The organism is Pseudomonas sp. GW823-FHT02C02, from assembly GCF_058797635.1.
The window spans coordinates 45,197-68,372 of record NZ_JBXAJV010000030.1 but is presented as its reverse complement, the minus strand read 5'-3'; the positions used below and the strand labels follow the sequence as shown (position 1 = coordinate 68,372).

General features: G+C 56.3%; 19 protein-coding genes and 1 tRNA gene. 3 read left to right on the top strand and 17 right to left on the bottom strand.

Annotated elements, in window-relative coordinates:
• Positions 1-637 precede the first annotated feature (637 nt).
• From AC1ROI_RS33300 to rpsU, 13 genes are all read right to left on the bottom strand, one after another.
• Entirely contained in the window at positions 638-1,198 is a 561-nt protein-coding gene (locus tag AC1ROI_RS33300; protein ID WP_146012979.1) for a hypothetical protein, read from the bottom strand.
• Between the two features lie 191 nt (positions 1,199-1,389).
• Positions 1,390-1,662 (bottom strand): antitoxin VbhA family protein, encoded by a 273-nt coding sequence (locus AC1ROI_RS33295; RefSeq protein WP_102595797.1) that lies wholly within the window; start codon positions 1,660-1,662, stop codon positions 1,390-1,392.
• 811 nt (positions 1,663-2,473) lie between these two features.
• Positions 2,474-3,550, bottom strand: coding sequence for a TrbL/VirB6 family protein (locus AC1ROI_RS33290; RefSeq protein ID WP_102595796.1), 1,077 nt, complete (start codon positions 3,548-3,550; stop codon positions 2,474-2,476).
• Between the two features lies 1 nt (position 3,551).
• Complete coding sequence (locus AC1ROI_RS33285; RefSeq protein ID WP_102595795.1) at positions 3,552-3,815, bottom strand: EexN family lipoprotein; 264 nt, start codon at positions 3,813-3,815, stop codon at positions 3,552-3,554.
• Positions 3,812-4,147, bottom strand: a complete 336-nt coding sequence (locus tag AC1ROI_RS33280) for a hypothetical protein (RefSeq protein ID WP_256580168.1) — start codon at positions 4,145-4,147, stop codon at positions 3,812-3,814. The genes AC1ROI_RS33285 and AC1ROI_RS33280 overlap by 4 nt, the downstream gene beginning before the upstream one ends.
• Positions 4,148-4,615: 468 nt before the next feature.
• Positions 4,616-4,870: a hypothetical protein gene (locus tag AC1ROI_RS33275; RefSeq protein WP_102595793.1), complete on the bottom strand. Its 255-nt coding sequence runs from the start codon at positions 4,868-4,870 to the stop codon at positions 4,616-4,618.
• A gap of 41 nt (positions 4,871-4,911) precedes the next feature.
• Positions 4,912-5,808, bottom strand: coding sequence for a hypothetical protein (locus AC1ROI_RS33270; protein ID WP_102595792.1), 897 nt, complete (start codon positions 5,806-5,808; stop codon positions 4,912-4,914).
• A gap of 568 nt (positions 5,809-6,376) precedes the next feature.
• Positions 6,377-7,432: a site-specific integrase gene (locus AC1ROI_RS33265; protein ID WP_102595791.1), complete on the bottom strand. Its 1,056-nt coding sequence runs from the start codon at positions 7,430-7,432 to the stop codon at positions 6,377-6,379.
• Positions 7,433-7,557: 125 nt separating this feature from the next.
• Positions 7,558-7,634 (bottom strand) — tRNA-Ile (locus AC1ROI_RS33260).
• A gap of 15 nt (positions 7,635-7,649) precedes the next feature.
• On the bottom strand, positions 7,650-11,396 hold the full coding sequence (locus AC1ROI_RS33255) for an EAL domain-containing protein (RefSeq protein WP_083375636.1): 3,747 nt from the start codon (positions 11,394-11,396) through the stop codon (positions 7,650-7,652).
• 121 nt (positions 11,397-11,517) lie between these two features.
• Positions 11,518-13,368, bottom strand: a complete 1,851-nt coding sequence (gene rpoD / locus AC1ROI_RS33250) for an RNA polymerase sigma factor RpoD (RefSeq protein WP_077747306.1) — start codon at positions 13,366-13,368, stop codon at positions 11,518-11,520.
• 67 nt (positions 13,369-13,435) lie between these two features.
• Positions 13,436-15,415 (bottom strand): DNA primase, encoded by a 1,980-nt coding sequence (dnaG, locus tag AC1ROI_RS33245; protein WP_010467152.1) that lies wholly within the window; start codon positions 15,413-15,415, stop codon positions 13,436-13,438.
• Between the two features lie 482 nt (positions 15,416-15,897).
• Positions 15,898-16,113, bottom strand: coding sequence for a 30S ribosomal protein S21 (rpsU, locus tag AC1ROI_RS33240; protein WP_002551877.1), 216 nt, complete (start codon positions 16,111-16,113; stop codon positions 15,898-15,900).
• 199 nt (positions 16,114-16,312) lie between these two features.
• Between rpsU and tsaD the strand changes: the two genes are divergently transcribed.
• The gene (tsaD, locus tag AC1ROI_RS33235) at positions 16,313-17,338 is read left to right on the top strand and encodes a tRNA (adenosine(37)-N6)-threonylcarbamoyltransferase complex transferase subunit TsaD (RefSeq protein ID WP_010467153.1); all 1,026 of its coding nucleotides are present in this window, start codon (positions 16,313-16,315) and stop codon (positions 17,336-17,338) included.
• Positions 17,339-17,361: 23 nt separating this feature from the next.
• On the opposite strand, the gene plsY is transcribed toward tsaD, so the two are convergent.
• A complete protein-coding gene (gene plsY, locus AC1ROI_RS33230) occupies positions 17,362-17,931 on the bottom strand; it encodes a glycerol-3-phosphate 1-O-acyltransferase PlsY (protein WP_077747307.1) in 570 nt (189 codons plus the stop codon).
• 74 nt (positions 17,932-18,005) lie between these two features.
• On the opposite strand from plsY, the gene folB reads away from it, so the two are divergent.
• Positions 18,006-18,362, top strand: a complete 357-nt coding sequence (folB, locus tag AC1ROI_RS33225) for a dihydroneopterin aldolase (protein ID WP_008051601.1) — start codon at positions 18,006-18,008, stop codon at positions 18,360-18,362.
• Positions 18,353-18,871 carry a 2-amino-4-hydroxy-6-hydroxymethyldihydropteridine diphosphokinase gene (folK, locus tag AC1ROI_RS33220; protein ID WP_010467156.1) on the top strand — a complete coding sequence of 173 codons (519 nt, stop codon included), beginning with the start codon at positions 18,353-18,355 and terminating at the stop codon, positions 18,869-18,871. The genes folB and folK overlap by 10 nt, the downstream gene beginning before the upstream one ends.
• Positions 18,872-18,979: 108 nt before the next feature.
• On the opposite strand, the gene AC1ROI_RS33215 is transcribed toward folK, so the two are convergent.
• From AC1ROI_RS33215 to AC1ROI_RS33205, 3 genes are all read right to left on the bottom strand, one after another.
• Positions 18,980-20,209, bottom strand: a complete 1,230-nt coding sequence (locus tag AC1ROI_RS33215) for a multifunctional CCA addition/repair protein (RefSeq protein ID WP_102595389.1) — start codon at positions 20,207-20,209, stop codon at positions 18,980-18,982.
• A gap of 63 nt (positions 20,210-20,272) precedes the next feature.
• Complete coding sequence (locus AC1ROI_RS33210) at positions 20,273-21,835, bottom strand: SpoVR family protein (RefSeq protein WP_077747309.1); 1,563 nt, start codon at positions 21,833-21,835, stop codon at positions 20,273-20,275.
• The gene (locus tag AC1ROI_RS33205) at positions 21,832-23,103 is read right to left on the bottom strand and encodes a YeaH/YhbH family protein (RefSeq protein WP_010467159.1); all 1,272 of its coding nucleotides are present in this window, start codon (positions 23,101-23,103) and stop codon (positions 21,832-21,834) included. The genes AC1ROI_RS33210 and AC1ROI_RS33205 overlap by 4 nt, the downstream gene beginning before the upstream one ends.
• Positions 23,104-23,176: the final 73 nt, after the last annotated feature.

The window sequence follows — 23,176 nt, the reverse complement described above, 5'->3', positions numbered from 1 at the left end:
TGGTGCCCACTTAAATTAAGTGCACACCATGTCCAAGCGTTGCGGGGTTGGGTAGATGACTTGGCCGGACGCATACCTCCAGCGCGAAGATAATTGCGCGAAATGCAGTCCATGTACGCCATGTTCTTGCCGCTGCCGGAATTCTTCACCATCACTTTTGGAGTTTTCCTAAGAATGCGGGCGACCTTCCCTCAGGTAATGGTACGCTCGGCTTGCAGGCGACGATGTATTCTTGGGTGAACAGTTGGGCCCTACCGGGGTAGTTTTTCGGTGATTAGCCTACCCTGCACTAGGTCTTTATTCCGTTCCGCCCTTGTTCATGAACAAAGAAAATGTGCGGCACAAATTACGTTGTGTGGCACAGCTTCCCGGCGACTGCCTATCCTGTACTAGATCTCTTCTCGCTTTAATTCTTGTTCATGAACAAGCTTTGGGCGCCTATTCACCGGCGAAAAGCCTATCCTGCACTAGTGCTCCACAGACGTCTAAATTTGTTCATGAACAAGGAAATTCATGGTTGAGATGCGGTTGTGTAATACAGCTTTCCGGTGAAAGCCTATCCTGCACTAGATCTCCAATAGGCTAGGTTCTTGTTCATGAACAAAGCTCGGATAGGCTCACCTGGCGCAGCCTCTCCTTATAGATTCAAGAAGGTATCGCCTGAAAATGTATGTTCTTCTTCGTAAAGCGAGGTGTAGTGCAGCTCAATCGAGATGTCTTTCGTTGTCAGGAAAGTAGCCAATGCAAGCTCGCAACCGGGGTTGAACCGTTTCGACTTACCCAGAATTTCGATTTCCATGCCTGGCCTTAAGGCGGCAACCTTGGTTGGCCAGCCAAAAGAAAAGCAAAGTGGTTCCAAGCCCATATCACGCAAGATTTTCGGCCACTGATTCTTGCCTAGGCCTGCATAGACTCTCCCCGATACGGAAACGCTTAGGGAAGTGAGTACCCCGAGACCGATGCCTTCGTTGGTGAGATACAGCCCGTTTTTCCCCTCGGCGCCCGCGAGCTGAGGCGTGACCATTAGGTATGGTCTTACGGAAAGCACATTGTGCTGCTTAGCCATATCAAGCTGCCAAAACGACACGCAGAGGGCGCCAAACGCAATGGCAAGCGCGGCCAGAGAGATCAAACGTTCCGGGGGACTATCGATTCGCTTCCAAACTGACGCTGGAGGCTTTAGGCGTGGGTGCTGCATGCTTGCCATCCCCCTTCTTTCAGAGGGCCGGTGAAACCAGCTGTGGGGTGATGCATGTGGGGTCCTTTCTCAGGCATGTGCTTCTTGCTTTTTCACCGCTGTGCTGCCAGTGAGCGTGTGGTTGTTGTCTTGTAAGCCCGACAACTGTCAGGCATGCGGCTCAAGCTTTTCAAGCTTCGGTGAACTTACGATCACTTCGGTAGAGGAGAAGCGCTGTCTTGCTGTGAGATCGACACAAACTCGTCCAGATCAATTTCGCCGCTGATGTAGCGCTCCCCGAGGCGTTTCATACCCTCAGTGACTTCAAATCCAGACAGGTTTACTGAGGCGTTGGCAAAGTCCACGGTTTCCTTTCGTGTGCTCTGTTCGGACTCCGATATCTGGTGTTTCTTGAACTGGTCAATCCCGGCTGAGGGGGCAACGTTGTCTTGCTGTTGAGTGGTTTTATGATTTTCTGAAGTCATGCTGTTTTCCTGACGAGTTTTGAGAAGTCTTGTTCATGAACAAGGGATTCAGATTTGAAGCATTCCTGGTTGCGTGCAAGCACGCCTTGTAAACCGCGAATGTGATGGAGGTACATGGCACATGTGAAAGCTTGCATTGATCAAAGTACCAAGGTTTTTGCTGGATGTGGTGTCAAGGGCGGCACCGGAGGCCGCATGCGGAGCGGAGCCGAAGGCGAGCACCGAACGGGTGAGGATGACGGGCGTAGCCGCACCCTTGACACCACAGGAAGCGCTCAGCCTATCGCTAGGGGTAGGTCAAGGGCTCCGCCCGCCGTGCCTGCCCCGCAGCCCGTCCGGCAAGTTCGGACACGGGATGCAACCGAAGGGGTTGCCCAAGCGAAGCGCGGAGTTATCAGAGACTGTATTTCACTCGTTTAAATTGCGTTGAGCTTCTCTGCGATGACTTCTGTTTAACGGTTTCAGCCCTTGGTTAGTCAAGTAAGGCAAGCGCTGAAATTGTCTTGTTTTTTGCAATTAGTCTCTAAAATTCAATGAGTTAACGATTTTAAAGTTGCCCATCCCCCCGCCCTTCCCGCAAGCGGGAAGGGAGCGAGTCGCCCTCTGTCGTCATGGGTGCAGGGGAGGCCTACGGCCTTGATCCCCTACACCCATGCCGTGAGCGTTGGTCGCTCCTGCCGCGTCAAGGGGCCGAGTCCTCGTTGCTTCGCTCCTGCGGGCCGCACCAACCCCTTGACCCGTCATCCGCTTGTTGAAGGTACTCAGAAAAAGACCCCGCCGAAGCGAGGTCTGATGAGCCGTGCGTCAGGGGCTACTGATTTACTCTGCCCCCGGTAGCACTCCCCCAGTTTTTGCCCATGTTCTGCATGACGTGCTGTCGGTAGGCTGGGTTCCAGGCTGTGTTACCGGCCGTGAGGTGGTTCAAGCGTCCAGCAGTGACCATTTGCCCCGACTGCATGTCGCGGCGCGTGGACTGTCGGTTGAGCCCCTTGGTGATCGGTGAGGCGGCACCGCTTGCGATTCCGCGAAGGGTGAGCCCTGCGCTTGATATTCCCCCTGCAAGGCTGCCAGCGACGGCATTGGCTTGTTGCAGCATGTACAGCACAACGACCGTTACCACCAGAAGCTCCAGAAATGTGGATATAGGGTAGTCGCCTGGTGTCGCCAGTATGTCGCTCGTTAGCGATGAGAAAAACTTGATCCCGAAGCTGAGCACTGTGACAACCAGTGCGATTTGCAGGATGTAGGTGATGACCTGGGCGAACCAGCTATCGAACCATTTGGAAGTGAACTGACCAAACAACAGCATCATGATAAAAATTGGCCCGATGCCAAGCATGATCGACAGCATTCCCTTTGCAACGACGATCATTGCCCCCGCTGGAACCGCGATAATTAGTGTTGCCGCGTATACGATTATGGCGGTCAACAAATCAAAAAATATCATTCCGACGTCGTACCCAGCACGAAGTCCCATCTTCGTTAGAATATCGGCGCCAATTGCCCAGCCGTCGGACATGGCCTTGTCGACTACCTGAAATACAGACCTTGAGGCCGTTGAGTCGCCAGTAGCTGAAAAGGCAGAAGCAACCCCTGTTTCCAGGCCTTGTAGTGCCTCCACTACCCACGACATATACGTGTCTGCGTTCATTGCCAGCCCGCTGATAAGCAGAAACTTTCCGCAGGTCTTGAGGAAATGGGATGCGGGTTGCTCGATTGTGCCGGTGATCATCATGAAGCCCATCATGGTCAAATAGAGCGTTCCACAAAGCGTTATCGTTTGTGAAAAGTCATCGATGACTTGGCTGGACGTGACACTTATGAAGGTCTGGAGGGTTTGGTCCATACTCCCCGCCATCCATTCGAATATTCCCGTCGTGGTCGTCATTCTATTTTCCCTGAGAAGAAAAATTGATTGGCTCGCGGTGTTTGTAACCACGTAGCTCCAGCGTTATTGCATTCGCGGCCGATGAAGCGTTGATGCAGTTCGCAGAGATAGAGAGCTCTCCAGGGCTGGCCTTGCACCTCTCCAGCACCTTCACGCGCTCGGATGTATTTGCCTTGTACCAATCGACGGTTTGAACGGATTCTTGTCGTTCGCAGCCAGCAAGAATTGACGTTGTGATGAGTAGGAGGGCAGGAATACTTTTCATTTTTTCACCTTGTGATCAGTGTTGCTGGTTGAATCAGCGCTCGTCATTTTCGCGTTGCGATTGCTCAGGACGTTCAGCGCTGAGGCCAGCTCTGCTTGATCAATGATTCGTAGCGCCGCGACCGTACGCAGGGCGCTTTCCCTGGTTCCGGCCCAACTACCCGCTAGGCGTTCATAGGTATTGTTGAGAATGCCTATGCAGGCGCACACGCAGCAGACTGAGAGCAGTGCTGCGAAGCCTGGAGGAATGGGGGCTGACTGGCGGGGAAGCATTATTTCGAACCAGTCGATGGCAGCCATTGAAAACGGCACCAACGCAATTACTGCTGCCATGAGGTCTCGTTGCAATAACGACGGCGCCCGTCTAGAGATCTCTTTCATGTATCCTTGCCGATCTACGCAAACCCAGTATCGGCGGATGGATATGAGAGCGAACGTGCAGAAGGTGAGAATCGGTAGGTAGAGGTACGAAATCATTGTGTTGCTCCTTTGGTTAAGGGCGAACGCAGTGCTGTCTTTCCAGCCGTCCGGCGACTCTTTTTATCGAGCTACTTTTCCCGCCAGTCAGGGCTTGTTTAAGGCCCGTATCCAGTGCGCTTTCGTGGCGCTCTTGGGATGTGGTCTATACGGCGCGTCTTTCCGCTGCTTGTCCGGTGGCTCTTTCTATCGAGCTGCTATTCCCACCTGTCAGGGGCATTCTTTTCAGCCCCGGCACCCAGTACGGCAAAGCGTTCTTAGGGTATAAAATTAGCTGCGATCACTTTTTGTACTAATGGCTGTAAACTGCTTTTTAGAGTCTCTTCAGTACCACGATTTAGTGTTTACGGTGATTTTTTCGGAGATGTAGGGAATGTTTGCAAGTTCATCAAGGGCCATTTCAATTGTTCTGAAGCAATAAGGGCGGTTATGGTCATCTGTTACTGCATGTTCAGCAATACCGTCTGAAATTACTAGCGAAAACCCTTTTGAGTAATGAGCATGCAAAATCACGTGGATGTCACCAGTACGCTCTAGGTTATCGCAATATTTTTCGAGTTCCTTGAATAGTACTTTCATTTTTGATTGTCTCGTTAGGTGGGCAGAATTAGTAAAAGGGGTCACGTATTCTGGTTCTGGAGGCCGTTGATATATAAATTTTCGACGTATTGAAGCTGAATTCGCTCTCGCTTGATTCCTACAGCTGCTGGAGTGAGTTTAAATAGTCCTTGCTCGTATTTCTTTAAGACGCCTATAAGCCATTGGGTAGGGCTGCGTTCAATTTTGCTATGAGCTAATGCTGCTTCCATTTCGTCGAGTATATCTTGCGCATCGCTAAACGGTATCTCTTCCAAATGTCGTTCTATCTGCGTTAGCTCTGACGTTTTTAGCTTTGACGGAAAGATAAGCAGGTTTCTTTCTGGTGTGGTGTGCTTGTTAGTTGTTGTATGGTTAATTTTAGAGATATTGTTACTGTTACCGTCCGCGGTATCGATAGGGTAGTGATAGGGTATGGATGCCCTATGGTTAGGGGGTGGAGGGGGTGTTTTCTCCTTTTGCAGCTCAAACTCTTCAATCAGTATTTTGCTGGGATCCCGCCCTTCTTTAGGATCTTGATATTCCTGAAGCTGCTTCAACAGGTCCTTTAAATATTCACTGAACCAGCTGCTCGGCATCTCTCGAATCTGCTTAATGGTTTTTTTAACAAGCATAGGACCCATAGCTACTTTTGGATGATGATGCTCCCACCAGATGCAGACCCATACAAAGCTTGTCTCGGAATCATATTTTATGAAGCCAGAATCAGATAAGCGTCTCAATACAGGCAGGAGTTGAGATTCCGTGTCCCAGCCAATTTCGGCAGCGGCAATTCTTGGGATAATGGCGTAGCTTCCAATAATATTGCTTGCTGGGCATGTAAGAAGATAGAGCAGCGCAAAGCGATCCTCGATTGTACAGCCAGCCATTTTTGGCGAGCTCCAGAATTTTTTGTCGTTGATTGTGCGTTGGCGGCCCATTCTGAGTTTCCTTGTGCTGTCCTATTATTCTTGGTTGGTCTGAGGTATTTCTAACTCCAGCGCTAGGGTGACCTGCTGAGTTCGGAAGTAAATGCGGCGACCTATGCGAATCATTGTGGGCTTTAGTTTTCTCGATAGTTCTGTATCGGAGTAAAGGGAAACTCTCAATCCATTCACTGAGCGCCCCAATAGCTCGGCCAGATCTTTTAATCGCATTAGTGCGCCGAATTTAACTATGAGATAAGTTTCGGTTTTGATCATATAATTCGCCTAATTTATTTGTTCTCCTCTGGGATGTGAAATCTGTGTTTGAGTTGAGGAGTTAGACGATTATGAGCGTAAGTTATGTTCTGTCAAACCAAGTGGTGACGCGTTCTGACCAAACTACATAAGCTTGGTACTGGCGGTGTCACCATATAGAGACCAATTTGGTATGTTTTGGTTTTTCGTGACTTATAAAACTTCTAGTAATTCAGATGCTTATAATCTAAGTAAGTTTTTTGGCAAAAGAATGGTTTTTTTGATGCGCGTCCTGCTCAGATAAGACGCTGAGCAAAATGCTTCTTGCTTATCGACGTATTTTGTCGAGCTTATCGACCAGCTCTTCCGCCCGAAGGTGGGTATACCTTTTCAGCATTTGCATCGACTTATGACCGCTGATTGCAGAAACCTCTTGGTCAGACAGTCCTCCTTCGACAAGCCGACTTACTGCTTCATGGCGCAGGTCGTGAAACCTGAAGTCAGGTAGATCGAGCTTATTTTTGAGCTGACCCCAAATCTTGGTGAAGGTATACGGCCGACGCTTCCCGTCCTTTCCAGGCTCACCGAAAAACACCAGATTGCAGTCTATTGGTCGCACCGGGTTCTCCATCGCAGCTTTGAATACTTCAGTGGCGCGCTTGCTCAGTGGAACGGTTCGGGAGCCGTCGTTCTTTGTGTCTGATAGACGTATTACGCGCTTTGCCAAATCCACCTGAGGTCGACGTAGGGATGAGATCTCAGACGATCGCATACCCGTTTCCAGAGCGATGCAAACAATCCAGCCCAGCATAGGGTTGCTGTGTCGATTCACGGCCGCGAGCAAAACGCGTTCTTCCTCTGGAGCTAGCCTTCGGTCACGACCATCCCCTGGGCTCGGCTTGCGAATGTTTAGCACTGGGTTGAACGTCAGACCCAACCCCCACTCCTGAATCGCTACCGTGTACAGGTGGCTTAATAGGGCCAGTTCGAGGCGCACGGTGTTGTTGCTGATGGTCCCACCACGGCTGGGTTCGTTCAGGCGCTTGTCACGATAACCGGCGATGATTTCAGCGGAGAGGGCAGCCAGTGAGTATTTGCCCAGGTGCTCAATGAGTTTCTTGGCTTTTGAGGTTTCGCCACGCTGAGTGGTGGGTTTCTTGGTGGGGGTTATGTCGCTCAGGTAGCGCTTGAGTGCAGCCTCTAGCGTCATTTTCTCCGAGCCGCTACGCCGGATGTACACGCCACGCACCATTTCTTCTTCGGTACGCCTCGACCAGTCCTCCGCATCACGCTTGGTGCGAAAGGTTTTGGCGACGGTGGGCCAGCCAGTTTTGCGAATGAGTGCCTTCCAGGTGCCGGAAGGGGTCTTTACGAGAGTAGCCATGAGAGGGTGCTCCTAGGCGGCCGGCGAACCAGCACTGTACCTAATTTGTACCCTTGGACCATAGGACTGTATCTGTGGTGGCCCATCCAAAAACACGAAAGCCGCGCAATGCGCGGCTTTGAGTATGGTGGGCCCACACGGACTTGAACCGTGGACCAAAGGATTATGAGTCCTCTGCTCTAACCAACTGAGCTATAGGCCCTCAGTAGGCCGCGGATTATAGCGATGGTTTCTCGGCTGTGCTATCCGAAAAATCCGATACGGCTATACGAAGAAACGTCGCGGCGAATTCGTCGGGGGGAAGCGGCAGGCTGACGATGTAGCCCTGGATCTGTTCACAGCCTTCTTCGGCGAGGAATTGTTGCTGTGCGAGGGTCTCGACGCCCTCCGCAATGACGGTGAATTGCATGCTGCGCCCCAGGGCAATGATGGCGCGAACAATCGCTGCATCGTGCGGATCGTCAGGCAGGCCGCGGACGAAGGACTGGTCGATCTTGAGGATGTCCAGTGGCAGGCGCTTGAGGTAGCTCAGAGACGAGTAGCCGGTCCCGAAGTCATCGATGGCCAATTGCACGCCCAGGTGTTTGAGTTGGTGCAGCACTGCCAGCGCTTCTTCGGCCTGGCTCATGATGAAGTTTTCGGTAATTTCCAGTTGCAGTAAACCGGGCGCCAGGCCGTTGTCTTTGAGCAGTTGCTCGATCCGTCCGAGCAGGTTCGGCTGACGCAATTGAGCACCTGCGAGATTGACCGAGAGGGGACCGAGGCACTCGTAGACCTGATTCCACTCGTTCATCTGTCGGCAGGCTGTCTCCAGCACCCAGTCGCCGATTTGCAGGATCATGCCGTTTTCTTCCGCCAAGGGAATGAAGTGTTCCGGCGGCACCGAGCCGAAAGTCGGATGTTGCCAGCGGATGAGCGCTTCGGCGCCGACCAGTCGATGGTCGGCGAGGCTGATTTTCGGTTGGTAATAGAGAAACAGCTCATTGCGCTCGATGGCGCGGCGCAATTCATGTTCCAGCGCCACGCGTTCGCTGGCCTGGGCGGTGAGGTCGCGGGTGTAGCTTTCCACCCGGTTGCGGCCCTTGGCCTTGGAGCGATACATCGCCGCATCGGCGTTTTTGACCAGCGTGGCGACATCGCAGCCGTCCTTGGGGTACAGGCTGGTGCCGATGCTGGCGCTGATGAAAAACTCGTGCTCGCCGGCCTGAAAAGGGGCCGCGAAGCAATTGAGCAGCTTGGTGGCAATGTTGTCGGCATCGCTGGATTGTTGCAGGCCGGGCAGCAGGATGATGAATTCGTCGCCCCCCAGGCGCGCGACGGTATCGATGTCGCGCAGCTGCTCTTTGAGGCGCACGGCAATGCCTTTGAGCAGCAGGTCGCCCACCGGATGGCCAAGGCTGTCGTTGATGTGTTTAAAGCGATCCAGGTCGAGGAACAGCACCGCGCCCTGGCCACCGTTTTCCTGTTGGGTATTGAGTGCGGTCAACAGTCGGCTCTCGAACAGCGTGCGGTTTGGCAGGCCGGTCAGCGGATCGTGGTGCGCCTGGTAGTCGAGTTTGGCCTGCGCGTGTTTGAGGCTGGAAATGTCCGCGAACACCGCCACGAAGTGGGTGATGAATTTTTCCCGGTTACGCACGGCGCTGATGGTCAGCCAGCTCGGGTAGAGCTCGCCATTCTTGCGTCGGTTGGAAATCTCGCCTTGCCAGTGACCTTCGTCCGTCAGCTGATGCCACATCGCCGCATAGAACGCGCTGTCGTGAAGCCCCGAGGCGAGCAAGCGAGGGGTGTGGCCGAGTGCTTCGCTCTCGCTGTAACCGGTGATCTCGGTGAACGCTCGGTTGACCGCGCTGATGTGCTGTTGGGTGTCGGTGATCAACACGCCCTCGGCGGTGCTCTCGAACACTGTGGCGGCCTGTTGCAGTTTCTCCTGCATCAGGTGCCGCTCGGTGATGTCCCGGGCGATGGTCAGCATGCAGTCTTCGTCGCCGATCGGCAGCGGACGGCTTGAAACCTCGCAAAGGCGGATCTGCCCGTCACTGCGGCGGATGTGGCAACTGAAGTCGCGGACGAAGCCATCCCGGTGCAGCAAGTCGAGCATCTGTTTACGTTCGTTGAGATTGACCCAGATCCCCAGCTCCAGGGCTGAGCGATCCACGGACATCGCGCTGTTGAAGCCTGTGATGCGGCTGAAACCCTCGTTGACCTCCATTAGCAACCCGTCGCTCTGCCGCGACAGCAACAAGCCGTCCGGTGAGGCGTGGAAGGCCTTGGCGAATTTTTCTTCGGAGGTTTGCAGTTGCTGCTGGGTTTCCTTGAGCTGACTGATATCGCGCACCACGACGACCAGCGCAGGGGTCGTATCGAGGTCGAAGGGCTCGGCGGAAATCAGACCGGTAAATACCTGGCCATTGCTGCGTCGAAAAGGCATCTCCAGGTTGCGGATGCTGCCGGCTTGCAGGCGCTGCAGCAGGCCCGGCCCGACGCCGGGGATGCCCCAGATGTTGAGGTCGGTGGCGGTCTGGCCAATGACATCTTCGGCCTTGAGACCAATTTGTTCTTCGAACGCGTTGTTGACTTCGAGCAGGCAGCCGTCGGACAGCCGCGCAATCACCAGGATGTCCGGGCATTGCTGAAACACGGAGGCGAATTTTTGCTCGGAGAGTCTCAACGCTTCTTCCGTGCGCTTGGCGTCGCTGATGTCGATCATCAATCCGCGCATAACCGGCTCATGGCCATGCTCGATAAGACTGACGATATCGCGCACCCACAGGCAGCGCCCGTCGGCGGTGATAACGCGGTAATCGACACTATGATCGCGCCCGGCCAGCACTTCGTGATCGCAGAATGTCTGGGCCCGTGTCAGGTCCGCAGGGTGGATGATGTTGCGCCAGAACCCCGGAATGAGCCAATGGGACAGGGGATAGCCAAGCAGTTCTTCGGCATGCGGAGACACGTAGCTGTAGGTGAAATCGCTGATCCGTGCTTCCCAGGCAATTGCGGAAAGGCTCTCCACCAGCCCGCGGTAATGGTATTCACTGCTGCGCAGCTCTTGTTCGAGGTCGACCCGCCGGGCGATTTCCGAACTCAACCGGCGGTTAATCCGGATGACCACGGCCAGCGTGATCATCAGAAACAGCAATCCGGGCAGGCCGTAAACCAGCAAGTCGGACCAGAAGGTTCGGTGATCCAGTACATTGCCCACCCAGTGTTCCTGAATGGCGCTGATTTCACTTGAAGTCATGTCCGCCAGGACTTTGTCCAGAATCCCGACCAGTATCTTGTTGTCGGGGGGCACTGCCATCGCCAATTGATAGCGATAGGGCGTTTCGCCGCTGACATACAGGCCGTCGAGCTTGAGCTGACGCAGGCTCCAGACGCTGGAGGCGAGATCGCCCACGACCGCATCCACTTCATCGGTGGCCAACGCCTGCAAGGCTGAGCTGACATTGGGCATCGCCACCAGATTCAGGTCGGGGTGGTGCGTGCGCAACAGCTCATGGGGCGCATAGTTTTCCACCACAGCGATCTTCAGCCCGTAGAGCTCTTCGAGCTTGCGCGGTTGGGGGCCTCCGACATGGGCGAGGATGACAATCGGAAAGTCCAGGTAGGGACGAGTGAATGACAGGTACGACTGGCGCTCCGGGGTCGACATGATGCCCGGCAAGACGTCCAGCTTGCCTTGCTTGGCCTGTTGCAGGACTTCGGTCCAGCTGATCGGTTCGATGGGCGTCAGTTTGACGGCCAGCCGTTGACGGATCACGTTGATGTAGTCCGCCGCCAGGCCCTGATAGCGGCCCTGGTCGTCACGAAATTCGAACGGCGGCCAGGACGCGTCGACACCCAGGCGCAAGTCCGGGTGAGCCGCCAGCCAGCTACGTTCTTCGTCGGTCAGAGTCAGCGCGCCAGCCGTTGCGGTCCAGGTCATCAGCGACAGCAAAAAAAGCACGGTCGGCAGTCTGGGCATAACGGTCTCGTTATGGCTCGGGGAATGTTTCGAGTGTAGACGGGCAATTCGGCGGGGGGGAGGTACGGGGGATTTTATCTGTAGAAAGCAAAACCCCCGGCCTGGGCCGGGGGTTCTGTGATCACTCGTCGAGGAAGGAGCGCAAATGCTCGCTTCTCGTCGGGTGGCGCAGCTTGCGCAGCGCCTTGGCTTCGATCTGACGAATCCGTTCACGGGTCACGTCGAACTGCTTACCAACCTCCTCAAGGGTGTGGTCGGTATTCATGTCGATACCGAAGCGCATGCGCAGAACCTTGGCTTCACGGGCAGTGAGGCCGGACAGCACTTCGCGAGTCGCTTCTTTAAGGCTCTCAACAGTGGCGACATCGATTGGCGACTGCATGGTCGAGTCTTCGATGAAGTCACCCAGATGGGAGTCTTCGTCATCACCGATCGGGGTTTCCATGGAGATCGGCTCTTTAGCGATCTTCAATACCTTGCGGATCTTGTCCTCAGGCATTTCCATGCGTTCGCCCAGCTCTTCCGGGGTCGGTTCGCGACCCATTTCCTGCAACATCTGCCGGGAAATACGGTTGAGCTTGTTGATCGTCTCGATCATGTGCACCGGAATACGGATGGTGCGGGCCTGGTCGGCGATCGAGCGAGTGATCGCCTGACGGATCCACCAGGTGGCATAAGTCGAGAATTTGTAGCCGCGGCGGTATTCGAACTTGTCTACCGCTTTCATCAACCCGATGTTGCCTTCCTGGATCAGATCGAGGAATTGCAGGCCACGGTTGGTGTACTTCTTGGCGATGGAGATCACCAGACGCAAGTTCGCTTCAACCATCTCTTTCTTCGCGCGGCGGGCCTTGGCCTCACCGATCGACATGCGACGGTTGATGTCCTTGATCTCGGCGATCGTCAAACCGGTTTCGGTTTGCAGCGCGGTCAGCTTTTGCTGGCAACGAATGATGTCCGGTTGCAGGCGACCAATGGCTTCAGCGTATTTGCTTTTGCCTTTGGCCAGTGCATCGGTCCAGCTTTCGTCAACTTCGTTGCCCGGGAACTGGCGCAGGAAGTCGGCACGCGGCATGCGGGCATCACGAACGCAAAGTTGCATGATCGCGCGCTCTTGCTGACGCAGACGATCCAGGGCACTGCGAACACGCTCGACCAGGCCTTCGAATTGCTTCGGAACCAGTTTGATCGGCATGAACAACTCAGCCAGCAGCACCAGCTCGGCGATTGCCAGCTTGTTGCCACGACCGTGCTTTTTCAGCGCCTTGCGGGTGATTTCCATCTGATCGGAGACAGCGCCAAAACGCTGTGCTGCGATGACCGGATCCGGACCGCTTTCGGCTTCTTCTTCGTCGTCGGTGCTGGCTTCAGCTTCTTCGTCGTCGGTATCGTCGTCCGCTTTAACGGCTTTCGGATCGACAGGCGGCGGCACTTCGGCAGCAGGCGGCGCAATGCCGTCGTCCGGGTCGATATAACCGCTCAGGACGTCGGATAGGCGGCCACCTTCGGTGGTAACGCGAGTGTACTCGGAGAGAATGTGGTCAACCGTACCAGGGAAGTGCGCGATTGCGCCCATCACTTCACGGATACCCTCTTCAATACGTTTGGCGATTTCGATTTCGCCTTCACGAGTGAGGAGCTCTACCGTACCCATTTCGCGCATGTACATGCGCACTGGGTCGGTGGTACGACCAATGTCGGTCTCGACCGCTGCCAACGCTGCTGCTGCCTCTTCGGCCGCGGCTTCGTCAGTATCGGCGTCGGCCAGCATAAGGGAATCCTTATCTGGCGCAACCTCGAATACGTTGATCCCCATGTCGTTAATCATGCGGATGATGTCTTCCACCTGTTCCGGATCTGAAATATCCTCCGGCAGGTGGTCGTTGACCTCCGCGTAAGTCAGGTAACCCTGCTCACGACCAAGTGTGATCAACTCTTTGATACGAGACTGCTGTTGCGCTTTTCCGGACATAACACCCTATCCACTGAAGGTCTTGGCGGGCAAAAAACAAGCCGAGGATTATACCTGAGCTATGACCTCACGCGCCAGTTGAGGTCGGGGTTGATACAGCCATATTGCGTTTTAATAGGTCGCGCATCTGATTTGCGATCTGATTTGCTTCCTCCGCGGTCAATCCTGGCTGCCTTGCTTTCCTGATAAGTACTTCCAGGCTATCCGTGTGTTGACTTGCCGATAGCCTAGTAATGGTGTCTAAAAACTGTTGTTCAAGGTTATCGCCGTCAATCAGCCATTCCTTTTCCGCCAAAGCCTTGAGCAGGCGCCCCTGTTCAGTCCCGTGCCAGCGGGCCATCAACTGAATAGAGTTTAGCTTAGGATTTTTTTGCACGGCCTCGATCAGCGCTACCAGCAACTGAGCGTAGGTATTGCTCTCATTGGCGAAGTGGTTGGCGGTTTCGACCTTGCTAGCCAGATCGGGGTGATGAATGAGCGTGCGAAGTGCGATCAGGGTTGGGGCTTCCACAGCAATCGGTGTGCGCGGGGCGCTCGGTTGATCGCGATCGCCGCCTCGCTTGCCGTTTTTGTCCCAGGGCTTCTTGTCCCACTTCTTGCCGCCCGCTCCGGGTTTCTTCGGCGTCCATTCCTGCTGCGGCACATACATCTCTTGTGCCTGCGGCTGATGGTAGTCGCTGTAATCCGGCATGGCGTCGTAATCGACGCCCGGGTCGTATGCCGGCGGCGCATCTTGAGGTGCGCTTTGAACCAGTTGGCTCACGGCTTCACCGCTGAGGCCGGTAATTTCGGTCAGGCGCTGACGCATCAAGATGCGCAGGTTGGCGCCAGGGACCTTGTCGATCAGCGGTGCGGCGAGGGTGGCCATGTGGGCCTTGCCTTCGAGCGAGCGCGGGTCCGATTCCTCGGTCAGTTGCTGAAAGAAATAATCCGCCAACGGCTGGGCGTGCTGGTTGATTCGCGCGCGGAAAGCGTCAGTGCCTTCGGAGCGGACCAGCGTGTCGGGATCTTCGCCTTCGGGCAGGAACAGAAAGCGCGCGCGCCGCCCGTCTTGCAGGCACGGCAGGGCAGCTTCCAGTGCGCGCCACGCAGCGTTGCGGCCGGCCTGGTCGCCGTCGAAGCAAAAAAGCACGTTAGGCACGACGCGAAACAGCCGCTTCAAGTGCTCTTCGCTGGTGGCGGTGCCCAGGGTCGCGACGGCATTGCGCAAGCCTTGTTGGGCGAGGGCAATGACGTCCATGTAGCCTTCGACGACGATGATTTCGTCGAGGTTGCGGTTGTTCTTGCGTGCTTCATAAAGGCCGTAGAGTTCCTGGCCTTTATGGAATACGGGGGTTTCCGGTGAGTTCAGGTATTTCGGCTTGTCGTCGCCCAATACCCTGCCGCCGAAAGCAATGATGCGTCCGCGGCTGTCGCGGATCGGGAACATCACGCGATCGCGAAAGCGGTCATAGCGTTTGCCGGTTTCGGCGTTCTCGATCAGCAGGCCGGCGTCGACCATGGCTTTTTGTTGCAGGGTGTCGCTGCTCAAGTGCTTGAACAGATTGTCCCAACCGGGCGGCGCGAAGCCGAGGCCGAAGTCCCGGGCGATTTCGCCGGTCAGCCCGCGACCTTTCAAGTAATCCACAGCCGCTTTGCGCGATGGATGGCTTTTCAGGGCTTGCCGGTAGAAGTCGGCGGCTGCAGTCAGCAGCGGGTACAGCGGCGAATCAGTCGGTTGCCGCGGTTTGTGCGGCCGACCGCTTTCTTCGCGGGGGATTTCCATGCCCGCGGCTTTGGCCAGTTCTTCGACAGCCTGGACGAAATCCAGGTTGTCGTGGTCCATCATGAAGCCGAGGGCGTTGCCGCCCGCGCCGCAGCCGAAGCAGTAATAGAACTGCTTGTCGGGGCTGACGCTGAAGGACGGGGTTTTTTCTTTATGAAAAGGGCAGCAGGCGGTGTAGTTTTTACCGGCCTTTTTCATTTGCAGGCGCGAGCTGACCACATCGACGATGTCGGTGCGGTTCAGAAGGTCGTCAATGAAGCTCTGGGGAATTAGCCCGGCCATGGCGTTCTCGTCATCTGCGCTGAAATGGACCCAAAACGATGAGCGGCCGAACGCGGGTCGTTGTTTGAGGCGCGCAAAATGTGCGGCTCGACCGGTGTCGTCTGCGTAATCGCTGTCGGGAAGTGTATCTGCCGAAAATCCACTGACGTTAGTACCAATCAGTATTCGACTATACGAAAGTATTTCGCTGAAATCCGCTGCGGCCAGTCGAGGGCCTCGGATAGCTCATAAGCGGGCACGCAAGAAGGTGCCTTGGGCTGATCGTCGTAAGAGGAATCAGTGGGTGTGCTCGTCAGTAGCCTTGGAAGGCTCGTCAGAAAAGACGTGCACCGCTGGCAAAAGAGCCAGGTCTGACGCTGCGAAGCAGGTTTGTCTCGGTCGCGTCTGCGGCTTTGACGGTGAAGCATCAAGCGTTTTCCGCAAATGCCATTAGCCCGGCTGAGGGCCGGGCTTGGCAGAAGCTTGCTACGAACGTCTGTGTATTAGTACAGACGAACGGCGCGGCGCTGTTCGCGCTGAACTTTCTTCGCGTGACGCTTAACAGCGGCTGCTGCTTTGCGCTTACGCTCGGAAGTAGGCTTCTCGTAGAATTCGCGGCTACGAACTTCAGCCAGTACACCGGCTTTTTCGCAGGAGCGCTTGAAACGACGCAGAGCTACGTCGAAGGGTTCGTTCTCTTTTACTTTGACGGCTGGCATCCAGAGCTACCTTCATTCATTACCGGGGTCAACATCCTCGCGGCAAAAGAGCACTTGAAGACGTCGGTTTTTAAGGGTTGCGGATGTTAACTCCTCATCGACCGGAATGCAAAGCCTCTGATCGAAAACCGCTAGTCGGGGCATCCCATGGCGACTATTATGCGCGCCTTCGAATTCAGCCTAAACAAGGCGCAAACCCATGCTAGTACTGGGATTAGAAACCTCCTGCGACGAAACCGGTGTCGCATTATATGACAGTGAACGCGGCCTGCTGGCCGACGCGCTGTTCAGTCAGATCGACCTGCACCGCGCCTATGGCGGTGTAGTGCCGGAGCTGGCCTCGCGCGACCACGTCAAACGCATGCTGCCCTTGATTCGTCAGGTGTTGGCCGAAGCTGACTGTGTGCCGACCGAGATCGATGCCATCGCTTATACCGCGGGTCCTGGCCTGGTCGGTGCCTTGCTGGTGGGCGCCTCTTGCGCTCAGGCGCTGGCCTTTGCCTGGGGCATTCCGGCCTTGGGTGTGCACCACATGGAAGGTCACTTGCTGGCGCCGATGCTGGAGCCGCAGCCGCCACAATTCCCGTTCGTCGCTTTGTTGGTGTCGGGTGGTCATACGCAGCTGGTTCAGGTCGACGGTATCGGTCACTACACGCTCTTGGGCGAGACCCTCGATGACGCCGCCGGTGAAGCGTTCGACAAGACCGCGAAGATGATGGGCCTCAATTATCCGGGCGGTCCGGAAATCGCCAAGCTGGCGGAGCGGGGCGTTTCAGGACGTTTCACTTTTCCGCGTCCCATGTGCGACCGCCCGGGCCTGGCGTTCAGCTTCAGTGGCTTGAAAACCTTCGCCCTGAACACTTGGCAGCAGAGCGTCAGCGCCGGGGACGACAGCGAGCAAGCCCGTTGCGACATCTCGCTGGCGTTCCAGCAGGCCGTGGTGGAGACTTTGACCATCAAGTGCAAGCGCGCCCTGAAACAAGCGGGCATGAAGCGTCTGGTGATCGCTGGGGGCGTCAGCGCCAACAAGGCGCTGCGCACCTCCCTGGAAAAGATGCTCGGCGACATGAAGGGCGACGTGTTTTATGCCCGTCCGGAGTTCTGCACCGACAACGGCGCGATGATTGCGTTTGCCGGTTGCCAGCGCTTGCAGGCCGGCCAGCACGAAAGCCTGGCGATCAGCGTGCAGGCGCGCTGGCCGATGGAGCAACTGTCGGCGCTGTGATGAGCGGGGCTCACGTCCGGTATTTAAAAATGCCGTTCGCGCCCGGCAAACAGGTCGCGTAGATTGCCGCGATGACGCCAGACGATCAGCCCCGTGAGTGCGCTCATGGGTAGCAGTGCCGCAGGTGCTTGCCAGGCCAGCAGCGGTAGGGTCAGCGGCGTGGCGATCAATGCGGCGAGGGAGCTGGTGCGGGTCAGGTAGAACGTCAGCAACCAGGCGCAAACCGCCAGCAATGCAGCTGGCGGATACAGGCCCAGGAGCATTCCTGCCGCGGTGGCGACACCCTTGCCACCGCGAAAGCGAAAGTACAGCGGGAACAGGTGGCCGATGACGGCACAGACGCCGATCCAGGCCTGTTCTTGCAGCGAAAGACCCGCAACACCGGCGATCAACACCGGCAACAGGCCTTTGCAGAGGTCGCCGATCAGGGTCAGGATGGCGAGTTTCTTGCCGGCCAGGCGCAACATGTTGGTGGCGCCGGCATTGCCCGAGCCACTCATTCGCGGATCGGGGTTACCGGTCAGGCGGCTGAGCAAAATGGCGAAGGACAGAGAGCCGAGCAGGTAGGCGAGGGTCGCCAGTAACCAAAACATGCTAACTATTCCGGGCGAGGACGCCCTGATTCTAACGGCGCATTGCGCCCTTGTCGTGCAGCGGAGAAAAGTGCTTGGACAGAGTGTTTATCGAGGGCCTGGAAGTCGACACCGTGATTGGTGCCTACGACTGGGAACGAGGCATCCGACAGTGCCTGCGACTTGATCTGAGCTTCGCCTGGGACAATCGCCCGGCAGCGGCAGGCGATGACCTGACCCTGGCGCTCGATTACGCGAGCGTTTCGTCGCGCATCCAGGCCTTTGCCGAGCAGGCACAGTTCCAACTGGTCGAGACCTTTGCCGAGCGTCTGGTTGAAGTATTGATGAGCGAATTCAAGATCACCTGGATGCGCCTCAAACTGACCAAGCCTGGCGCCGTCCCGGCGGCCACCGGTGGTGTGGGCGTGGAGATCGAGCGCGGATGTCGCTGACTCAGGTGTATCTCGGGCTCGGTAGCAATATCGAGCGCGAAACCCATTTGCAGGCGGGCCTGGAAGCCCTGGCAGGCTTCCTGGTGGATATCCGTTGCTCGGCGGTGTTCGAAAGCCAGCCAGTGGGGATCAAGAGCGGTCCGTTCTTCAATTTCGTGGTGTCGGCTTACACCGATTTGCCGCTGATGGAGCTGGACCGTCGATTGAAATTCATCGAGGCGGACAATGGCCGGTATGCGCCCGACCGTAAGGGTTTGCCGCTGGATATCGACGTGCTGCTGTTTGGCGATCTGGTGGGCAATTTCGATGGATTGATCCTGCCGCGGGCAGAGATTCTGAAAAATGCCTTTGTGCTGTGGCCGTTGTCCCTGATTGCGCCGGACAGAGTGCATCCGGGGGTAGGCAAAAGCTTTGCGACGTTGTGGCGTGAGGCGCAGATTGATCAGGTGTTGGCGCCGGTGGCGTTTGAGTGGCGCGGTGAACAGCTGACACCTTCGAATTTGTTGTGAGGCGGATGACGCCTTCGCGCACAGGCCTCGCTCCTGCAGGTTTTGCGTCGTTCTCCCCATCGCAAACGACTTGGATCTTGCAGGCGCGAGGCTTGCCCGCGAAGCGTTTCAGGCAGACGCCGCCTCTTTGTAGGCCTTCAGCGCTTTTAGTCGCTCACGCTTGATCGCCTCACCCAGCTCCGGCCCCTTGAATCCCTTCTCCAGCAACGGCTGTACCGCCACGTTCCGCGCCGCAGTCGCCGCTCCGCGTAAATAATCCGCCTGTGGGTAACTTCTCTGCTCCAGCCCTTTGCGGCCGCGGGCGTCCATCTCGCACGCCGCAATGAACTCTTCAAACCGCTGCGGCCGACGGTAAACGTCAAAACTCTGCAGCAGGTCCAGTAACGTAGAGGGTTTCAGCTCCAGGGCGCGGTGGCCGTGTGTGTGGTACTGACCCACCAGCAATGCCAATTCCTGACAATCCTTCGGTGCCTTGAACCGTTCATTCACGGCTTTGATCAGCTTCAGGCCCGTGTGCTCATGGGCAATGTGGCGTGGCCATTCTTCCTTGGGCGTGAGCCCTTTGCCCAGATCATGCAGCAGGCATGCCCAGCGCACGGTCAGCGGCTGTTTGTGCTGCGCCGCTTGCTCAAGGACGCTCAGGGTGTGCACCCCCGTGTCGATCTCAGGGTGATGGGCTGCCGGTTGCGGCACGCCGAACAGAGCATCAACTTCCGGCATTAACACTTTGAGCGCGCCACATTCACGCAGCACCTCAATGAACACCCGTGGCTGATCTTCCATCAGTGCACGGGAAATCTCTTTCCAGCTGCGTTCCGCCGTCAACGCCTTCAATTCACCTGATTCGCTGAGTTGGCGCATCAGCTCCAAAGTTTCAGGCGCAACGGTGAAACCCAGTCCTGCGTATCGGGCTGCGAAGCGGGCAACGCGCAGGACACGGAGCGGATCTTCGGCGAACGCGGGGGAAACGTGACGAAGCACTCGGGCTTCGAGATCGCGCTGGCCGTGGTAAGGGTCGGTCAGATTCTGCTGATCATCTTCGGCCATGGCGTTGATTGTCAGGTCGCGACGGATCAGGTCTTCTTCGAGGGTGACTTCGGGGCTGGCATGAAAGGTGAAACCGCCGTAACCACGTCCGCTTTTGCGTTCGGTACGGGCGAGGGCGTATTCCTCACCGCTCTTGGGGTGAAGAAATACCGGAAAGTCAGCACCCACGGGGCGATAACCCTGGGCGAGCATTTCTTCAGTGGTGGCACCGACCACGACCCAGTCGATATCGGTGACAGGTTCGCCCAGCAGGCGATCGCGTACCGCGCCGCCGACTTTATAAATCCGCATAAAAAACCTCCGTTAGCTCGACAGAATAACCTTTGCGTCGAACTTCCGGAGGCAGAAACAGGATCAAAGATGAATGACGGCCAGGTCCAGCCGGCCGTAATCCCCCTCGCTGTGCTCGCTTCTGGGCGGGACATGGTGAACTTTCATGACCTGGTCGCCTTGCAGCGTTTCCAGATGAATGTCGAAGCCCCACAGCCGGTGCAGGTGCTTGAGCACTTCCTCGGTGGACTCGCCCAGCGGTTTGCGGTCGTGCTGCTGGTGACGCAAGGTCAGGGAGCGGTCGCCACGCCGGTCGATGCTGTAGATCTGAATATTGGGCTCTCGATTACCCAGGTTGTACTGCGCGGCCAGTGTTTCGCGAATGGTGCGGTAGCCACCTTCATCGTGAATGGCCGGGACCAGCAGGTCGTCCTTTTGGTCGTCATCGAGAATGCTGAACAACTTCAGGTCGCGGATCACCTGCGGTGACAGGTACTGCAGGATGAAGCTTTCGTCCTTGAAGCTGCTCATGGCGAACTTGATGCTCGACAGCCAGTCGGTACCGGCTATCTCAGGGAACCAGCGGTAATCCTCCTCGGTAGGGTGTTCACACATGCGGCGGATGTCCCGGTACATGGCAAAACCCAAGGTGTAGGGGTTGATACCGTTGTAGTAGGGGCTGTCGAAGCCGGGTTGGTAGACCACGCTGGTGTGGGACGTCAGAAACTCCATCATGAAGCCGTCGGTAACGAGGCCTTCGTCATACAGGTCGTTCATCAGCGTGTAGTGCCAGAACGTGGCCCAGCCTTCGTTCATGACCTGGGTCTGGCGTTGCGGGTAGAAATATTGGGCGATCTTGCGCACGATGCGCACGATTTCCCGCTGCCAGGGCTCCAGCAGCGGCGCGTGTTTTTCGATGAAGTACAGGATGTTTTCCTGAGGTTCGGCGGGGAAGCGTGCGTTGTCCTTGTCGCTGTACTTGTCGGCCCCTTTTGGAATGGTCCGCCACAAATCGTTGATCTGTTTCTGCAAGTGCTCTTCCCGATCCTTCTGCCGGCGGCGTTCTTCTTCAGCCGAGATCGGATACGGGCGTTTGTAGCGGTCGACCCCGTAGTTCATCAGCGCATGGCAGGAATCCAGCAGGTCCTCCACTGCATCGATGCCGTGGCGTTCTTCGCATTGCATGATGTACTGCTTGGCGAAAACCAGGTAATCGATGATCGAGCTGGCGTCGGTCCAGGTGCGGAACAGGTAATTGCCCTTGAAGAAGCTGTTGTGGCCATAGCAGGCATGAGCGACCACCAGAGCCTGCATACAGATGGTGTTTTCTTCCATCAGATAGGCGATGCATGGGTCTGAGTTAATCACAATCTCGTAGGCCAGCCCCATCTGCCCACGGCTGTAAGACTTCTCGGTGCTGAGGAAGTGTTTGCCATAGGACCAATGGTGATAACCCAGTGGCATGCCGACGGAGGCGTAGGCGTCCATCATCTGCTCGGCGGTGATCACTTCGATCTGGTTAGGGTACGTATCCAGGGCATAACGAGCCGCCAGGCGACTGATTTCTTTGTCATAGGCCTGGATCAGCTCGAATGTCCATTCTGAGCCGGTGGAAATGGGTTGGCGCTTCTGCTCTTTGGCGGTCATGTCACTAACCTGCGCTGGAAGAGTTCACGGAAGACCGGGTAGATATCCCCGGCCGAGACCAGTTGCTGCTGGGCAAAAGTGTCAGAGAAGGCTTCAGCGATGCGTTCGTATTCGAACCACAAAGCCTGGTGTTCGCGCGGGGTAATCTCAACGTAAGTGTAGTACTGCACGAACGGCATGATCTGGTTGATCAGAATGTCGCGGCAGATCGGCGAATCGTCGTTCCAGTTGTCACCGTCGGAGGCTTGGGCCGCGTAGATGTTCCACTCATTGCTCGGATAACGCTCGGCCATGATTTCCTGCATCAGTTTCAAGGCGCTGGAGACGATGGTGCCGCCGGTTTCCCGGGAGTAGAAGAACTCTTCCTCATCCACTTCGCGGGCGCTGGTGTGGTGGCGAATGAAGACGACGTCGATCTTGTCGTAGTTACGCTTGAGAAACAGGTACAGCAGGATGAAAAAGCGCTTGGCGATGTCTTTGGTCGCCTGGGTCATTGAGCCGGACACGTCCATCAGGCAGAACATCACCGCCTTGGAGCTGGGGTTCGGCTGCTTGATGAGCAAGTTGTACTTGAGGTCGAAGGTATCGAGAAAGGGAACGCGATGGATGCGCGCACTGAGTTTTTCGATTTCTGCTTCGATCTCCTGAATATCGCCGAAGTTATCCGGTTCATCCCGCTTGAGTCGCAGCAGTTCTTCTTTGGCTTCCCGTAACTTTGCCCGGCTGCTGCCAGACAGGGCGATTCGCCGGGCATGGGCCGAGCGCAGGGTACGGATGATGTTGATTCGCGACGGGTTACCTTCGTTGCTGATACCCGCGCGCACGGTCTTGAAGGTGTCGGTGCCGGTCAGGTTGCGCTTGACCAGGTTCGGCAGTTCGAGGTCCTCGAACATGAATTCGAGGAATTCCTCCTGGGTGATCTGGAAGACGAACTCGTCCATCCCTTCGCCCGAGTTACCAGCCTTGCCTGGGCCTCTGCCGCCACCACCGCCTGGCGGACGGGCAATGTGTTCGCCGCTGGTGAATTCCTTGTTGCCGGGGTGCACGACGGTCTGCTTGCCACCACGTCCATGGTGAAGCACCGGCTCGTCGATGTCGCGGCCGGGGATGCTGATCTGTTCGCCGTGTTCCATATCGGTAATGGAACGCCGACTGACCGCCTCTTCGACGGCCTTTTTGATGTGATCACGATAACGCCGCAGAAACCGCTGACGGTTCACCGTGCTCTTGTTCTTGCCATTGAGACGTCGGTCGATCACATAGCTCATAGGCCCCTCCGGGCGGCTTCAAGTTGTGAGCTACAAGCTGCAAGTAGAAGCTGCCCGGATATCAGGGCTTACG

Bases quoted from the DNA above. Each gene is read 5' to 3' on its own strand.
- AC1ROI_RS33290 (WP_102595796.1), bottom strand. From the start codon at position 3,550: ATGACGACCACGACGGGAATATTCGAATGGATGGCGGGGAGTATGGAC.
- tsaD (WP_010467153.1), top strand. From the start codon at position 16,313: ATGCTAGTACTGGGATTAGAAACCTCCTGCGACGAAACCGGTGTCGCA.
- AC1ROI_RS33270 (WP_102595792.1), bottom strand. From the start codon at position 5,808: ATGGGCCGCCAACGCACAATCAACGACAAAAAATTCTGGAGCTCGCCA.
- AC1ROI_RS33295 (WP_102595797.1), bottom strand. From the start codon at position 1,662: ATGACTTCAGAAAATCATAAAACCACTCAACAGCAAGACAACGTTGCC.
- AC1ROI_RS33285 (WP_102595795.1), bottom strand. From the start codon at position 3,815: ATGAAAAGTATTCCTGCCCTCCTACTCATCACAACGTCAATTCTTGCT.
- AC1ROI_RS33215 (WP_102595389.1), bottom strand. From the start codon at position 20,209: ATGCGGATTTATAAAGTCGGCGGCGCGGTACGCGATCGCCTGCTGGGC.
- AC1ROI_RS33275 (WP_102595793.1), bottom strand. From the start codon at position 4,870: ATGAAAGTACTATTCAAGGAACTCGAAAAATATTGCGATAACCTAGAG.
- AC1ROI_RS33300 (WP_146012979.1), bottom strand. From the start codon at position 1,198: ATGCAGCACCCACGCCTAAAGCCTCCAGCGTCAGTTTGGAAGCGAATC.
- plsY (WP_077747307.1), bottom strand. From the start codon at position 17,931: ATGTTTTGGTTACTGGCGACCCTCGCCTACCTGCTCGGCTCTCTGTCC.
- AC1ROI_RS33255 (WP_083375636.1), bottom strand. From the start codon at position 11,396: ATGCCCAGACTGCCGACCGTGCTTTTTTTGCTGTCGCTGATGACCTGG.
- AC1ROI_RS33280 (WP_256580168.1), bottom strand. From the start codon at position 4,147: ATGGCAGCAGTAATTGCGTTGGTGCCGTTTTCAATGGCTGCCATCGAC.
- AC1ROI_RS33210 (WP_077747309.1), bottom strand. From the start codon at position 21,835: ATGACCGCCAAAGAGCAGAAGCGCCAACCCATTTCCACCGGCTCAGAA.
- AC1ROI_RS33205 (WP_010467159.1), bottom strand. From the start codon at position 23,103: ATGAGCTATGTGATCGACCGACGTCTCAATGGCAAGAACAAGAGCACG.
- folK (WP_010467156.1), top strand. From the start codon at position 18,353: ATGTCGCTGACTCAGGTGTATCTCGGGCTCGGTAGCAATATCGAGCGC.
- AC1ROI_RS33265 (WP_102595791.1), bottom strand. From the start codon at position 7,432: ATGGCTACTCTCGTAAAGACCCCTTCCGGCACCTGGAAGGCACTCATT.
- rpoD (WP_077747306.1), bottom strand. From the start codon at position 13,368: ATGTCCGGAAAAGCGCAACAGCAGTCTCGTATCAAAGAGTTGATCACA.
- dnaG (WP_010467152.1), bottom strand. From the start codon at position 15,415: ATGGCCGGGCTAATTCCCCAGAGCTTCATTGACGACCTTCTGAACCGC.
- rpsU (WP_002551877.1), bottom strand. From the start codon at position 16,113: ATGCCAGCCGTCAAAGTAAAAGAGAACGAACCCTTCGACGTAGCTCTG.